Consider the following 14,222-nt stretch of genomic DNA (forward strand, 5'->3'; position numbering starts at 1 on the left):
GCGCAGCACCCCCGTACGGACCGGGGTGCTGCGCGGGGCCTGGACTGCGGGTCGCTCGGGTCAGCGGGCGCGGGTCGCCTGCGCGGCGAGGAGGTGTGAGTCGAGGAGAGTGATGTCGGCGGTGCGGTCGGCCCGGGAGTAGCCGGCCAGCATGCGCTTGGTCATGATCAGGGCTTCGGGCGAGCGCCTCGCGAGCGGCCTGGTCCACGCGGTGACGGCCTGTTCCAGTGCGTCGGGCGGGGTCACCTTGTGCAGGAGCGAGATGCGGTGCGCGGTGGTGGCGTCGAACGTGTCGCAGGTGAGCATGAGTTCACGGATCCTGGCGGCTCCGGCTTCGGAGATCAGGCGGCCCATGGCGCCGCCCCAGGCCGGGGGCAGGCCGACGCCGACCTCCGGCATGCGGAACCGGCAAGTGTCCGCGCCCGCGCGCAGGTCGCAGTACGAGGCCAGCGCGAGACCGGCTCCGATGATCCTGCCGTGGAGCTGGGCGATGGTGATCGCATGGGTGTGCTCGAACGCCTGGCACAGGCGGTGGGCCTTGTCCACGATGCGGCGCAGGGCGGCGCCGGACGGGTCCGCCTCCATGGCCGCCTGGAACTCGGTGCGGTCGGCCCCCAGGCTGAAGTCCTCGCCCATCGAGGACAGCACCAGAATGCGGATGTCGGGCCGTTCGTGGAGATCGTCGAGTACCGCGATGAGGTCGTCGAGGACGGCGACGCTCAACATATCGCCCTGCCCCGCGGGGTTGAGGCGGACATGGAGCACCGGGCCGTCCTGCTCGACGCGTATCGCCTTGCGGGACGGCACGGAGAAGAAACGATTCTGTTCTGTCATGCGAGCGTAACGTCCAAGTTCAGCGGGCGCCGGAACGCCACTCGGGGCGCCCACGCCGGGGGGCGGACCAGAGCGAGACGGGGAAGGCGCTGTGTCAGATGGCGGAGAAGGGTCTGGGCCTCAAGCCGGGCCAGCGGGGCGCCGAGGCAGTAGTGGATGCCTCCGCTGAAGGCCAGATGGGCTGGTTTGCGCAGCGGGTCGAAGCGGTCCGGGTCGCTGTGCTTGGCCGGATCACGGTGCGCCGCCGCCACCATGAGGTGAACCATCTCGTCCCGGCGGATCTCGTAACCTTCCAGGATCGTGTCCTGGGCGGTCACCCGGCTGATCACATGGGTGGGCGGATCGAAGCGGAGTGCCTCCTCGACGAATGCGGGTACGAGGTCGGGGCAGGAGGCGATCAGGTTCCACCGATCCGGGTGTTCGACGAGCCGCAGCGCCATCGTCGACAGCAGGGTCGAGGTGGTCTCCAGGGCCGCCAGAATGATGAACAGAGTGAGCAGGTACACCTGTTCGTCGGCCTCGGCGCGGTCCGGCTCGATGGCGTCCCACGCCTGTATCCACCGGGACACGGGGTCGCTCCCGGGCCGGGTGCGTCGACTGCGGACCACGTCGACCAAGTAGGCACGCAGTTCGACGGTGGCCGCGTCCGACCTGGCCAGTTGCGTGGCGGAGGGCAGTAATTCCTGGGTGAAGACCTGCTCGTGGGTCAGCGTGCGCAGGCGTGGCCAGTCCGCGGCCGGCAGACCGAGCCAGAGCCCGATGGCCGCGATGGGCAGTTCTTCGCTGACCAGGGCGGCGAAATCAGCCTCGCCGTCCCGCAGTTGCTCGGCCAGGGAATCCAGCAGGCGCTCGACCACCCGTTCGAGCGTCCGGCCGATGTCCTGGATGGTGGTGCGGTCGAAGCCGCCGGCGGCCCGGCGGACCCGCGTGTGGTCCGGGGGGTTGAGCCCGGGCAGGGTGTTGCTCATCTCCCGCGAGGAGGGAGCGTTCCAACGCGTGCCCGGCCCCTGCCGTTCTCGCCAGCGTGCATCGGGTTCGAGCCAATCGCGGCTCCTCAGTATCTGGTCGCAGACGTCGAAGCCGGTGACGAGGAAGCCACCCCAAGGGGCAGGACTGACCTCGCCCCTTGCTGCGAGTTCGGCGTAGATGGGAAAGGGGTCGGCCTGGCCCTTTGCGGTTCGCAGTCGAGAGAACTGGGATACGGCGGCCCGGCGGTCGTACAGCCGGGAGGAGGCGATTCCCATGGCGACGGCTCCTTTCTGAGCATCAGCCGCCATGGATACCCACAAGATCGTTCAACCATCCAATAACCCACTGTCCTCAAGAAGTTACTTAGATCACTCGCCTCTCGTCCATGCCACGAACCGGCTGAACAGGCCCCCTTTACGCTGCCGCGGAGCGGCGGAAGCGGAATCTGCTTGGCCGCCCCGCGCGAGCAGCGCGTCCGCGGGAGCGGCCGGCGGCTGGGCGCCGGCCGCCGTCTGCTGCTGGCTGAAGTCGCCCGCGGCAAAGGGAATCCTTCGCGAAGTGAAACGGACGGGAAGCGTCACCAGTGAGCGGCTCCACGGCGACGGCACCCAGGCGAGGGCCGCGAACGGCCGGCTCAGCTCGACATCCGGCAGCCGCTTGAGCAGGGACTCGACGGCGGTGACCGCGATCATGAACGCCGGATCCTTGGCGGGGCAGCCGTGCGGCCCGGCTCCGAAGCCCAGGTGCGCCTTCGCGCTGAGCTGTTCACGGTGGACGCTCAGCTTGGGGTCGGTGTTGGCCGCGGCGAAGGAGATCAGCACCGGGTCGTTGGCCCGGATGGTCCTGCCGCCGAGTTCGACGTCGTGGGTCGGGTAGTGGGCCGCGTAGTTGGCGATCGGGGCGTAGTTCCACAGAGTCTGGGAGACGGCGCCCTCGACCGGCAGGCCGGTCTGCCACTGCTCGTCCAGGTACAGCGCGCTGCTGGTGCCGATGGTGGCCGCCAGGGGCGCCGTTCCGCCGGACAGCAGCGTCACGAGCTGGTGCAGCACCTCCTCGTCGCTCAGCCCGGCAGGGTGCTGCATCAGGCGAGTCGTCAGATCCGCGCCCGGATGGCGGTGCTTGAGTGCGATCAGCTCGGCGAGTGCTCCGCCCAGTACCTCGTCGGCACCGGGTGTGCCCTCGAAGATGCCGCTGATCCCGGCGATCACCCGGTCGCCGAGCTCGGGCGGGCAGCCGAACAGGTGGCTGAAGATCAGCAGCGGCAGCGGCCCGGCGTAGGCCGACATGAGATCCGTCTGGCCGCCGGGGTCGGTGCTGAACTGGCTGATCAGGTAGTCGGCGGACTGCTGCGTGAGGCGGATGAGTTGGCGTTCGTCGACCGTGGCGAGGCTGTCGGTCACGACCTGGCGCAGCCGGGCGTGGGACGCGCCGTCGCTGAAGAGGGCGTTCGGGCGGTAGCCCATCATCGGCAGGGCCGGACTGTCGGCCGGGACGCGACCCTCGTTCAGCGCGTTCCAGCGCCGGGAGTCGCGCAAGAAGGACGCGGGGTTGTGCAGGATGTGCAGGGCCGCGTCATAGCTGGTGACCAGCTCGACCTGGACGTCAGGGGCGATGTCCACGGGGGCGCTGGGGCCGGTCGCGCGCAGGTGCGCGTAGTGACCGTCGGGGTCGGCTCCGAACGAGGGACCGTAAAGGTGAAGGTTCTCGTGCGCGGGGCAGCCCGGCGGTATGTACGAGGTCTCTGAGGGCTGTTGCATTCCGGGGCTCCTAGGGCCTGTCCGGCGGATCAGGCCGCGTGTGGGTGACGGTCACTTGTCGGTGCTGGCAGCGGGGTCTGGTGCGTGCGGCTGCGAGGCGGACGACTGAGGCATCGCGAAGCGATGGTGATGGAGGACAACGCCGCAGATGTGCGCACCAGACCCCGCGCCCGCGGCATGGTCCGCCGGACAGGCCCTAGGCGAGCAGGGACATGAGGTGCTGCACCAGGGTGATGAGTGCCTGCGCCGCGGACTGATCGTCGCGTACGTCGCATCTGATGACCGGGGTCTCCGGCGAGAGGTTCAGCGCCTCGTGCACTTCGTCGAGGGGGTAGTCGACGGTGCCGTCGAAGTGATTGACGCCGATCGCGTACGTCAGGCCGAACCGCTCCACGAGGTCAAGAACGGGGAACGACTCGTCCAGGCGCTCGGGATCGACGAGGACCAGCGCGCCGAGGGCACCGCGCGACAGCTCTTCCCACATCTCCTTGAAGCGCTCCTGCCCGGGTGTGCCGAACAGGTAGAGAACGAGGGTGTCACTGAGGCTGAGGCGGCCGAAGTCCATGGCCACGGTCGTGGTCGTCTTGTTCGGCGTGCCGGAGAGGTCGTCGAAGCCGACGCTGGCCTCGGTGATCTCCTCCTCGGTCCGCAGCGGCTCGATCTCGGAGAGGGCGCCGATGCAGGTGGTCTTCCCGACCCCGAAGTGCCCCACAATGAGGATCTTCACCGCATGGGAGACATCTGGATCCAGGTACAAGAGTCACGCTCCGAATCGGTTCTTCAGGCCATTGAGGACGGCGCTGACCAGTTCCCTGTCGACCCGTTCGGCGCGCGGTATGGGTTTTCTGACGAGGATCAGGCCGCCCTCCTCCAACTGCGCAAGGAGGATGCGCACGACGCCCAGCGGCAGGTGGGTGTACCCGGCCACTTCGGCCACGGACAGGAATCCGTTGGCCACCAGGTCGATGACTGTGCGCGCTTCCGGGGACAGCGCGCGCACGGCTGTCTCGGCGTCGCGGACGGCCGTCACCAGGGCGGTGTGTTCGTACTGGTGGTCCGGGGGCAGGGCTCGCCCGTTCGTGATCACGAAGAGTGGCACTAACGGGGAGGTCAGTTCCAGTCCTTCGTCCGGGTCCTCAGACATCGCCGGCTCCCTCTCCGTGCGCGGACTGCGCGGTCAGCTCGGGCACCACTTCCTGGAGCCGGGTGGTGAACTCTTCGATGTCGCAGTCGTGTTCCGCGGCCGCGGCGAGGAAGGCCCCTCCGCCCGCGGCGATCAGGAAGATCCAGCCGTGCGAGAACTCGATGACCGTCTGCTGCCACGCGACATCCTCGACGGCACCCGCGAACTGCGCCGTCACCCTGCTGTAAGCGTGGATGCCGGTCATGGCGGCGGAGATGGTGTCCGCCAGGTCCCGGGTCATCCCCGCGGTCGCCCCGCGCGGCAGTCCGTCGCCACCCAGGAGCACGGCATGCCGGGCGCCTCGTACGTCTGCGATCGCCCGGTCCAGGGCGGGCAGCACGAAACCCGATCCACCGTTGGCCCCGTGCCGGGCCGCATCGTCGGAGCCTCCCGCCGACGCCTCGTCCGCCTGGATTCTGGGCGCCGAGGTGAGGTTGTTGCCCAGCCTGGCCACCAGCCGGTGCATGCGGAAGGAGATCTGCTGCATGTCCACGTCGGGCTCGGCGGCCGCAGCGAGGTAGGCGCCCTGGCCGGCCCCGATCAGGAAGATCCAGCCGTGCGAGAACTCGATGACCGTCTGACTCCACTGCCCGTCCTTCGCCGTACCGGCGAAGTGGGCGGTGGCCCGGCTGAGGGACTGCATACCGGCCATGGCCGCGGAGATGGTTCCCACGTCCTTGGGGCCCAGACCCTCCGTGGAGCCGCGGGGAAGGCCGTCGGCGGACAACAGGACTGCGTGTCGCGCCCGGGGCACGTTCTGCACAATGTCCTGGAGCATCCAGGACAGGTCTGCGGTCATTCGTCTTCAGACCCTTCGGCCGGCGCTGTGTCGAGGTTGCGGCCCGACATCGTTCCCTTCTGGAAGGCGCCCAGGCCGCGGCCCGCGGTGCGCGGCACTCCACCGGCGGCCGGGAACGCTGGCCGGGGGGCAGCGGCGTCGGGCACGCTCGCGACCGGCGACTGGCGTGCCCCCCGCTTCGGCAGACCGTGCACCGTGCGCCTGGGGGGCGCGGCAGGCGTCTCAGCCTGCTCGACCTGCTCGACCTGCTGGACCTGCTCGATCTGCTCGGGCGGCTCGGGCGGCTGGGTCCTGCGGATGGGGCTGACAGGCGCCTCCGCGGCCTGCGGCTGCTGCGTATCCTCCATGGTCCACAGCTCCTCGGGCAGCAGGACGACGGCACGGACACCGCCGTACCGCGAGACTCCGGTGACATCCACCTTGAAGCCGTACTGACGGGCGATCAGGCCGATGACGGGGAAACCGAACTTGGGCTGGTTGCCGAGCTGCGACAAGCGGGGGACGTCGGTGCCGGAGAGCAGCGCGGTCGCCCGCTGCCGGTCCTCGTCGCCCATGCTGACGCCGGCGTCGTCGATGACGATGCACAGGTTGTTCTGGATGCGCTGGAAGGTCACCTCGATCGGCGCGTCCTGCTGGGAGAAGCTGGCAGCGTTGTCAAGGAGTTCGGCCACGGCGAGTGCTACGGGCGCGACCGCGGACGCCTTCAGCGCGAGACCGGTCTGCTGCATGATGGCGACCCGGTTGAAGTTCCGGATCTGGCCCTGGGCGCTGCGCACCACGTCGTAGACGCTGGCCGCCCTGTTGCGACGGCCGAGGGGCGCGCCGCACATCACGGCGATGCCCTGGGCCTTGCGCGCCATCTGGGCGTTGGCGTGGTTCACGTCAAGAAGGTCACTGAGGACGGCGTGGCCTCCGTAGCGCCGCTGAACGCCGTCCAGCAGCGTGGTCTGCTCGGCCGCGAGGCTCTGCAGGAAGCTGGCGGCGCCCTTGAGGACCGCCTTGGTGTTCTCCTCTGCTGCTTCCTTCGCCTCCAGGATGGCGCCGTCGCGCTCGTCCCAGATCCTCTGCAACTCGACGCGGGAGACGTGAAGCTGGCCGTTCAGAGTGCTCAACTGCTGTCGCAGTTCGGCTTCTGTCTGCTGCTTCTTCGCCGCGAGGGCTCTACTGCGGGCGGTGAGTGCCACGACGGCGGCGACGGATATCGCCGCAATCACAACCAGGCACCACACCAGTGCGTCTTGTGTCATGGAAACCTTTCTCGGCGCATGGCCAGCAGTGAGCGACAGATGCACTTCGTCAGGGCCGGCCACACGGCCCAGAGCATCGCCCGACAGGCGATGCACACACAGGGGGCGCATCGCAAAGAGGCGCGCGGGACGAGTGGATCAAGATCACGAATGCGGGGATGCTATCACCGTGATCACCCCTCAGATCCCCCGCGGATACGCCCTTGCCGCGGCCGGGAATCCGGGAGTTTTTTCGCGGGTGAACGCCTGCCCGCGACAGCGGCAGTCATCCGATATGCCCCCGCCACCAGGCTCGATGTCCACACTTCGGCAGCGCGCCGACAGACGTCGGCACCGTCCGGCCGAAAGTTGAAAATCCGACTTATCCCGAGAGGGGACGAGGTGTCGACGGCCCGGCGCGCCACTCCCCAGCGACTATTTCCGGCCGGTGAGACATCGGAAGTTGGCTTGAATCTACAGTCATGTAGATGAACAATGTGATGACGCGGAGGCCCGGAAGCCGTCGCTCGCAGCGTCGACAGGGGCGGCGTCGGCACGAGCACGCTCGTCGCTCGCCAGGCGGCCTGGCGCGCGCCAAGCAGCTCATCACCAGGCGAGGAAGAAGGGCCCCTCCGGTCGGGCCGCCCAGCGGCGTCACCGTCGAGCCGGACGGCCACGGCCTCGTCCTGGGCCTGGGCCTGGGCCTGGGCCAGGGACTGGGACTGGGACTGGGACTGGGACTGGGACTGGGACTGGGCCTGGGCCTGGGCTGCTCGCGCGGCCTACCTCGCGAGAACTCGGAACAAGCGACGCCTTCGTCCCGCTGACCCAGCTCAAGAGCACAGTCACTGCGCCGGCGTCCTATCGGCACGACCAGCGAAATACCGATCCAGAAGTTCTGGACTGTCGGGGGTGAAAGTCCACTCCTGAAGGATCCGCGGCAGATCGGACTCACTCAGCCAGCCGTGCCAGGCGACCTCATTTGAGTTCGGCATGACGGCCCGCGGAACGACGGCATCGCACACCCCGAGCCAGTAAGGGCTCAGCCCGCTTCGGTTGAGGAACTTGAACCGAAAGCGCACTGCCGCCGACACCCCCAGCTCCTCGCCCAGCTCACGGGTGGCTGCCTGCTCATAAGACTCCCCGACTCCCAGGGCTCCACCGACTCCGACCTCGTAATACCCCGGGAATCGGGGCACTTGTTCAGCACGCCGATGGACAAGGACCCGACCCCGCCGGTCGTGACACACGACCACGGCGATCCGGTGCAGCCAGCCCTCCCGGACGGCGTCTCTGCGACTCACCGGCCCCAGCACACGGTCCCGCGCATCGACACGTTCCACGACTTCGTCCATGACGCACACCATCGCGGAGCCCACTGACAGCACCCCTCGGGCCGACTACCGAGCTATCAGGAGCCCCTACGTCCATGCGCGGCACAGCTCCTTACCCGCCCGCCTTCAAACAGCGATGACTTTCGCCCTGGTTTCCCGTCTAAGCCCACGTATCCGCTCAACCACAGCAGCCGAGGAGAGCATCATGACCGCCACCTACACCTTTGACGTCTTCTCCACCCTCGACGGCTACGGCCGCCCCAGCAGCCCCGACTGGGGCGGCTACTGGGGCAAGCAAGGCCCCGAACTGCTCGACCACCGCCTCTCCCTGTACGAGGCCGAGCAGCGGATGGTCCTCGGGGCCAACACCTATCGGGCGTTCGCGCAGGTACTGACCCCGGCCTTCGAGGAGTCAGGGCGTGACCCCTGGGTCGCCCGGATGATGAACCTGCCTGCGACAGTGGTCTCGACCACCCTGGATGGACCTCTCGACTGGCCGGGCGCGACCGTCGCGAGCGGTGACGCCGTCGACATCGTCGCCCGGCTCAAGAAGGAGTCCGAGGTGCCGTTGCGCTCGCACGGCAGCCTGTCGCTGAACCGGGCGCTGATGGCCGCCGGCCTGGTCGACCGCGTCCAGGTGACACTCTTTCCCGTGATCACCGGTCAGACCGGTGATCACCCGATCTTCCGAGGCGCGGCCGACTTCGACCTCGAACTGCTCGACAGCCGGACCCTCGACGGCAACATCCAAGAGCTCACCTACCGGCCCACGTTGCATGCCTGAAGCCGTCCACGCACCCCACCCGGCCAGGACGAGCTTCTGATACCTGGCCCTCGGAGTACTGGCTGCGACGGCCCTGTGCCTGGCCCCCCCCTCATTCGGCCTTCCTGAACAGCTCCGACATCCGGTCCCCCGCCTCATGGCCGAGCAGCCCCGCCGAGTCCGCCCCCATCAGACCGACCCGCCCGGCCAGTTCCCTGCCGTGGACGTCGACGGCGGCCTCGATGAGCCCGGCGAGCGCGTCCAGGGCGCCGCGGGCGCGGGAGCGGGCGACCGCTGCGCAGCCGACAGCGACCAGCGCGGCCGGCCACCACCAGCAGGCGAGCAAGGCGTAGCCCACGGCCCAGGCGGCGAGGCGGGCGGCGGCGCTGAAGGAGTCGTGCGCCGACTGGATGTGGCGTACGGCGGGTTCGGGGAGGATCAGCCACAGGCGGGGCCAGAGAGCGGCGAGGTCCACGCCGTAGGCGGCCTCCACGCGGTCTGCCGTCGCCTGCATGCGGTCGCCGTACCAGGTGGGGCGGGTGGGTTTGCGCAGCGCTACGCGGTTGCGGGCGTCGGTGAGCGCCTGGATCCGAGCGAAGGTCTCGGCCGGGGTCGGCACCCCGTCGCCGTCCTCGGCGTCGGTGCGCGTGACGGGGTAGGCCGCGTCGAGCTCCTGCTCGCGGCGCCCCCACTTCCGCCTGCGCCGGTCGACGAGCGCGTGCGACAGCGGGTCGCGGGCGAAGCGCAGCCAGTACTGCTCGATCACACCGCCGAGGAACTGCGCGGCGAGTGAGGCCGCGGTCGCGGTGAGCAGGACGAGGGCGACCAGGAGTGCGGCGGTCCCGGTGCGGTCGAGGGCGGGGCGGGTGGCGAGGTCGTCCAGGGTGGTGCGCAGCCGGTCGATGTCGTTCCAGTGGCGGTGTCCCAGGGTGGTGCCGACGGCCGTAGCGGCGAGGAAGAGGGCGCCGGGGAGGACCAGCAGGTTCAGCCAGCGCTCGGTGAGTTTGCCGCCCAGGGTGGCGAGGAGAGGATTCATGCGGGCGGGGTCACTGTGCGGGGCCCAGTCGGCCCTTGAGCATACGAGTGTCGTTGACGGCGCAGTGCGGAGCCGGGAGCAGGTCGCGGGCCCGCGCGACACGGGTGCACTGGGCCGGTCCCGGGCATACGGCCACCTTGATGTGGGGCGTGACGCCGGGGGCCTCCCCGCCCCTGGAATCGTTGACGAGGCCGCGTGCGTCCCCGGTCCGGCGCAGCACCATGTCCAGGGCACCGAAGCAGGCGGCGAGTTCGTCGGAGCCCGCGCCTGACCGCAGCAAGTCCCTTGCCCGCTCGGCCGTCTCCCGGACCCCGGGCTGCCGCAGGCCCTCCGGCGAGCCGAGCAGCGCGCACAGCGCCGCTGCCGCCCTGCGGTCGGGCCGGGGAAGATCGGGAGATGCGGTCATGGTCCAAGTGTGCCGTAAATCAGGCAGAGTTAAGGGTGAGTTGACGCGCCGTCGGAGGCGACGTCCGGGGGGAGCGCAGGCGTGAGGTACGACCGGGAGTGGTTCCTTCAGGCGGTTCGTGTGCGCCTCGACCGGGCCGAGACGGCGGACGGGAGTGTGGACGCGGACGTGGTGCTCGGTCCTGTCGCGGATGCCGAACTGCGGGGACTGCTACGGACCTGCGACACGAAGACCGACATGGAGGCCCGGCACGCGGCCGGCTGGCTCTGCGCCGCCCGTGCGATGGCCGACCCCGGGGACGACCGCGCCGTCCACGGGTGCATGTCCGGGACACTGCTCTACCCGGTGTGGGTCGCCGACCCGGGGCTGGTGCCACCGGAGTTGGCGGCGGGCTACGCGTCCAACGATCCCGCCGTGCACCCCGACCCTGCGGACGCGGACGGCCCCGACGAGTGGGCGGCCCAGGTCGCCGCGTTCGAGATCGTGGTGGAGGGGCGACAGCACAACCCGCCGCCGGACGCCTCCGAAGCCGTGCGCCGACTCCACGAGCTGGCCGTGGTGCTGGCCGCCATGCCGCTCTCGCACGAGGCCCGGCTCGCCACCGTGATCGGGCTCGGCAGCCTCGCCGTCCTCGCGACACCGGAGTACGACCCCTGGTTCCCGGGCCGGCTCAGAGGTGTGGCCGCCATCGTGACCCTCGCGGGGGCGACCTGGCCGTTCGGGGAGCTGGCGGACGCTGATCCGGTCCGGTTCGTCCACGGTGCCCTCAAGCGGATCCCGGCCGACTCCCCCGAACGGCCCCTCGTTCTCGACGGTCTGGGCCGTCGGCTCCTGGACCGCTACCTGGACTCGCACGATGCCGAGGACCTGCACGAGGCGGTGGGCATCGCGCGGGACGTACTGGCCCAACTGCCGCCCGGCGACCCCCATCTGCCCCACTGCCTCAGCGCCCTGGGGGCAGCGCTTGTGCTGTTGCGGCAGGTGGAGGGGGCGACGCCAGAGGAGTGCGACGAGGCGGTGGACGTGTGCCGCCGGGCCGGCCCCGGCCATCCGAAGGGACCCGCGGCTGCGGGTCACGACCTGGGCATGGCGCTCGTCCTCAGGGCGCACCACACCGGCCGCGCGGCGGATCTGGACGAGGCGATCGTCGTGTTCACCGAGGCCCTGCGGGCGGTCAGGGATCCAGGAGAGACCGCGGCCCTGCGCAACGCACTGGGCAACGCTCTGCGCGCCCGCTCGGTCGCGACCGGCTCCCGGGCCGATCTGGACGGGGCGCTCGACCTCCATGACCGTTCCCTGGCCTCCGTGGAGGCGGCGGGCGGCCCGCAACTGCCGCTCATGGCCCCCGCGATGGCCCTGTACAACAGCTACCTGCTCGACCCGGAGGCGAACGGGGCGGATCTGGACGAGGCCCTGCGCCAACTGCGGCACGCCGAGGCGCTCCTGCCGCCGGGCCGTCCCGACCGTCCCGTAGCGCTCGACGACATGGGCCTGGTACTGGTCGCCTGCTATCAACGCTCCGGAAAGCCGGAGGAGTTGAACGATGCCGTGCTGGCTCATCGCGAGTCGGTGGCACTCACCCGGGAGGGGCACGGGTCGCTGGGACTGCGGCTGCTCAACCTCGGTGCCGCGTTGAGTCTGCGGCACCTGCTGACCGAGGACGGCGACGACCTGCGGGAGTCCCAGGAGTGCCGACGACGGGCGTTCGAACTGCCCGGCATGGGCCCGGCACACCGGGCGGCGCTGCTGAGCTCGACCGGGCTCGGCCTCTTCGCGGGCTTCGAGCGTGTCCCCGACCCCGTGGCCCGACTCGACGAGGCGGTACGGCTCCTGAGGGAGGCGCTCGCCCTCACCCCGGAGGGCGACCCGATGCTGCCCCGGCGCCGCCACAACCTCGCCGCCGCCCTGATGATCCGCGTCTCGAAGACGATGCGGATCGACGAGGCCCGCGAGGCCCGCGAGCTGACCGACGCGGTGATCACGGCACTGCCCCCGAACTCCCCCTACCTGCCCGGTGCCCTCACGGTGGCAGCGGGCACACGGCTCCTGAGCCCCCGTACCCTGCTGTCGTCGGCCGCCCGGGACGAGGTGGTCTCGCTGTACCGCCGGGCGGTCGAGGCCACTCCGCCCGGCCACCCCACGCGCACGCAGCGCCTGTCGAACCTCGGTGGCGCCCTGCGCGGCCTGGGGCCCCGCCGCCGTCCCCGCCGAGCCGCCCTGGTCGAGGCGGCCGAACGGTTCCAGCAAGCGGCCCTGGAGCGGCAGTGCGCGCCGGTCCTGCGCCTGGACGCGGCTCGGTCCTGGGGCGAGGTCCGAGCGGAGCTGGGTGACTGGGGCGGGGCCCTGGACGGCTATGTCGTGGCGGTCGATCTGCTGCACTCTGTCGCGCCCCGCCATCTCGTCCGCGACGACCAGGAGTTCCTGCTGAGCCGTACCGTCGGGCTCGGCGCCGCCGCCGCTGCCTGCGCGGTGCGCTGCGGCCGGCCCGGACTCGCGGTCGGGCTGCTCGAACAGGCGAGGGGCGTGATCCTCTCCCACGCCTTCGACGCAGACAGCGATCTGACGCGGCTCCGGGAGAGCGCCCCCGGCCTCGCCGACCGCTTCGAGGAGCTCCGGGATGCCCTCGACACGGCGACCGGCAGCCAGGCGTTCCTGGCGGAGGAACCGTCCGGCCCCGCCGACGCCCGCGCCGATGTACGGCAGCGGCTGGCCGCCGAGTGGCGGGACCTCACCGCCCGGATCCGTGCCGAGCATCCCGAACTGGGCCTGCTGCGTCCGGTGCGGGACTGGGAGGAGGACGAACTGCGCGCCACGGCCGCGGCGGGTCCGGTGGTCCTGGTCAACGTCTCCCCGTACGGCAGCGACGCCCTGGTCGTCGCCGAGCACTCCATCGACGCCGTTCCTCTCCCGGGTCTCGACCCACGGACGACGGCAACACGTCGGCGGACATTCCAGGACGCGCTGATCCGCATCGAGACACCCGGGACCTCCCACAAGCAGTCGCGGCGCGCGCAGCAGGACGTACGGGAAACCCTCGCCTGGCTGTGGCAGGCGGTCACCGGCCCGGTCCTCGACCGCCTCCCCGCGGCAACCCGCGTGTGGTGGTCGCCCGGCGGCCTCCTGGGCACGCTGCCGCTGCACGCGGCGGCGCCCGCGGGCACCGCTCCGGGCGCCCTGGACCGGGTGGTCTCCTCGTACACGCCGACCCTGCGCGCCCTGCGCCACGCCCGCCGCCGCGCCGCCCGCCCGGCGGGCACCGGAACCCTCGTCGTCAGCGTCGCGCAGGCCACCGGACGGGCGCCGCTCCCCGGCGCACGCCGCGAGGCCGACCACCTGGCCCGGCTGCTCCCCCGGGCCACGCTGCTCGCGGATGCCTCCGCCACACACTCCGCGGTCGTCTCCGCCCTGCCCCGCCACGCCTACGCCCACTTCGCCTGCCACGCCCTGGGCGACCTGGAACGCGCCTCCGGCAGCCGGCTCGTCCTGCACGACCACACCGAACGCCCGCTGACCGTCCGCGACCTGGCCCGACTGCGGCTGCCGTCGGTCCGGCTCGCCTACCTGTCCGCCTGCGACACCCTGCGCACCAGCCCCGAACTCGCCGACGAGGCCGTCCACATCGTCAGCGCCTTCCAGATGGCCGGCTTCCCCCATGTCGTCGGCTCCCTGTGGCACGTCGACGACGTGATCGGGGCGGAAGTCGCGCTCGGCGTGTACGACACCCTGAACAGGGGCGACGGCACACTCGACGTCGCCCGCACGGCCGAGGCCCTGCACCGCGCCGTACGCACCCTGCGCGACACCTATCCCCAGACGCCCAGCCTGTGGGCGTGCCAGGTACACGCGGGGCCCTGATGACTCGCCTGTCCCCGACAAGGCGACCGGAGAGGAGGACCGGGCCCCCTGGAGGGACTA

The 14,222-nt window shown here is 70.7% G+C and carries 12 protein-coding genes; 2 read left to right on the plus strand and 10 right to left on the minus strand.

The genetic code is table 11. The features are described from left to right. Window positions 1-60: 60 nt before the first annotated feature. The 8 genes from ACFVXC_RS41990 to ACFVXC_RS42025 form a co-directional block, all read right to left on the minus strand. Window positions 61-834 (minus strand): enoyl-CoA hydratase/isomerase family protein, encoded by a 774-nt coding sequence (locus ACFVXC_RS41990; RefSeq protein WP_389917044.1) that lies wholly within the window; start codon window positions 832-834, stop codon window positions 61-63. Further along, window positions 831-2,078 carry a cytochrome P450 gene (locus ACFVXC_RS41995; protein ID WP_389917046.1) on the minus strand — a complete coding sequence of 416 codons (1,248 nt, stop codon included), beginning with the start codon at window positions 2,076-2,078 and terminating at the stop codon, window positions 831-833. The genes ACFVXC_RS41990 and ACFVXC_RS41995 overlap by 4 nt, the downstream gene beginning before the upstream one ends. A 93-nt stretch (window positions 2,079-2,171) precedes the next feature. Next, window positions 2,172-3,560: a cytochrome P450 gene (locus ACFVXC_RS42000; protein WP_389917048.1), complete on the minus strand. Its 1,389-nt coding sequence runs from the start codon at window positions 3,558-3,560 to the stop codon at window positions 2,172-2,174. A gap of 196 nt (window positions 3,561-3,756) precedes the next feature. Beyond that, window positions 3,757-4,317 (minus strand): ATP/GTP-binding protein, encoded by a 561-nt coding sequence (locus ACFVXC_RS42005; RefSeq protein ID WP_389917050.1) that lies wholly within the window; start codon window positions 4,315-4,317, stop codon window positions 3,757-3,759. A gap of 3 nt (window positions 4,318-4,320) precedes the next feature. Continuing rightward, window positions 4,321-4,704 carry a DUF742 domain-containing protein gene (locus ACFVXC_RS42010; protein ID WP_389917052.1) on the minus strand — a complete coding sequence of 128 codons (384 nt, stop codon included), beginning with the start codon at window positions 4,702-4,704 and terminating at the stop codon, window positions 4,321-4,323. After that, complete coding sequence (locus tag ACFVXC_RS42015; protein ID WP_389917054.1) at window positions 4,697-5,542, minus strand: roadblock/LC7 domain-containing protein; 846 nt, start codon at window positions 5,540-5,542, stop codon at window positions 4,697-4,699. The genes ACFVXC_RS42010 and ACFVXC_RS42015 overlap by 8 nt, the downstream gene beginning before the upstream one ends. After that, entirely contained in the window at window positions 5,539-6,789 is a 1,251-nt protein-coding gene (locus ACFVXC_RS42020; RefSeq protein WP_389917056.1) for an ATP-binding protein, read from the minus strand. Before ACFVXC_RS42020 ends, ACFVXC_RS42015 begins: the two co-directional genes overlap by 4 nt. 824 nt (window positions 6,790-7,613) lie before the next feature. Then, window positions 7,614-8,123, minus strand: coding sequence for an NUDIX domain-containing protein (locus ACFVXC_RS42025; RefSeq protein WP_389917058.1), 510 nt, complete (start codon window positions 8,121-8,123; stop codon window positions 7,614-7,616). Window positions 8,124-8,307: 184 nt separating this feature from the next. On the opposite strand from ACFVXC_RS42025, the gene ACFVXC_RS42030 reads away from it, so the two are divergent. Next, entirely contained in the window at window positions 8,308-8,886 is a 579-nt protein-coding gene (locus tag ACFVXC_RS42030; protein ID WP_389917060.1) for a dihydrofolate reductase family protein, read from the plus strand. Window positions 8,887-8,977: 91 nt separating this feature from the next. Here ACFVXC_RS42030 and ACFVXC_RS42035 read toward each other — a convergent pair whose 3' ends face one another. Next, a complete protein-coding gene (locus tag ACFVXC_RS42035; RefSeq protein WP_389917062.1) occupies window positions 8,978-9,901 on the minus strand; it encodes a hypothetical protein in 924 nt (307 codons plus the stop codon). 10 nt (window positions 9,902-9,911) lie between these two features. Continuing rightward, the gene (locus ACFVXC_RS42040; RefSeq protein ID WP_389917064.1) at window positions 9,912-10,307 is read right to left on the minus strand and encodes a hypothetical protein; all 396 of its coding nucleotides are present in this window, start codon (window positions 10,305-10,307) and stop codon (window positions 9,912-9,914) included. 81 nt (window positions 10,308-10,388) lie between these two features. Between ACFVXC_RS42040 and ACFVXC_RS42045 the strand changes: the two genes are divergently transcribed. Further along, window positions 10,389-14,162, plus strand: a complete 3,774-nt coding sequence (locus ACFVXC_RS42045; RefSeq protein ID WP_389917066.1) for a CHAT domain-containing protein — start codon at window positions 10,389-10,391, stop codon at window positions 14,160-14,162. Window positions 14,163-14,222: the final 60 nt, after the last annotated feature.

The organism is Streptomyces sp. NPDC058257 (assembly GCF_042881845.1).
GTDB lineage: Bacteria > Actinomycetota > Actinomycetes > Streptomycetales > Streptomycetaceae > Streptomyces.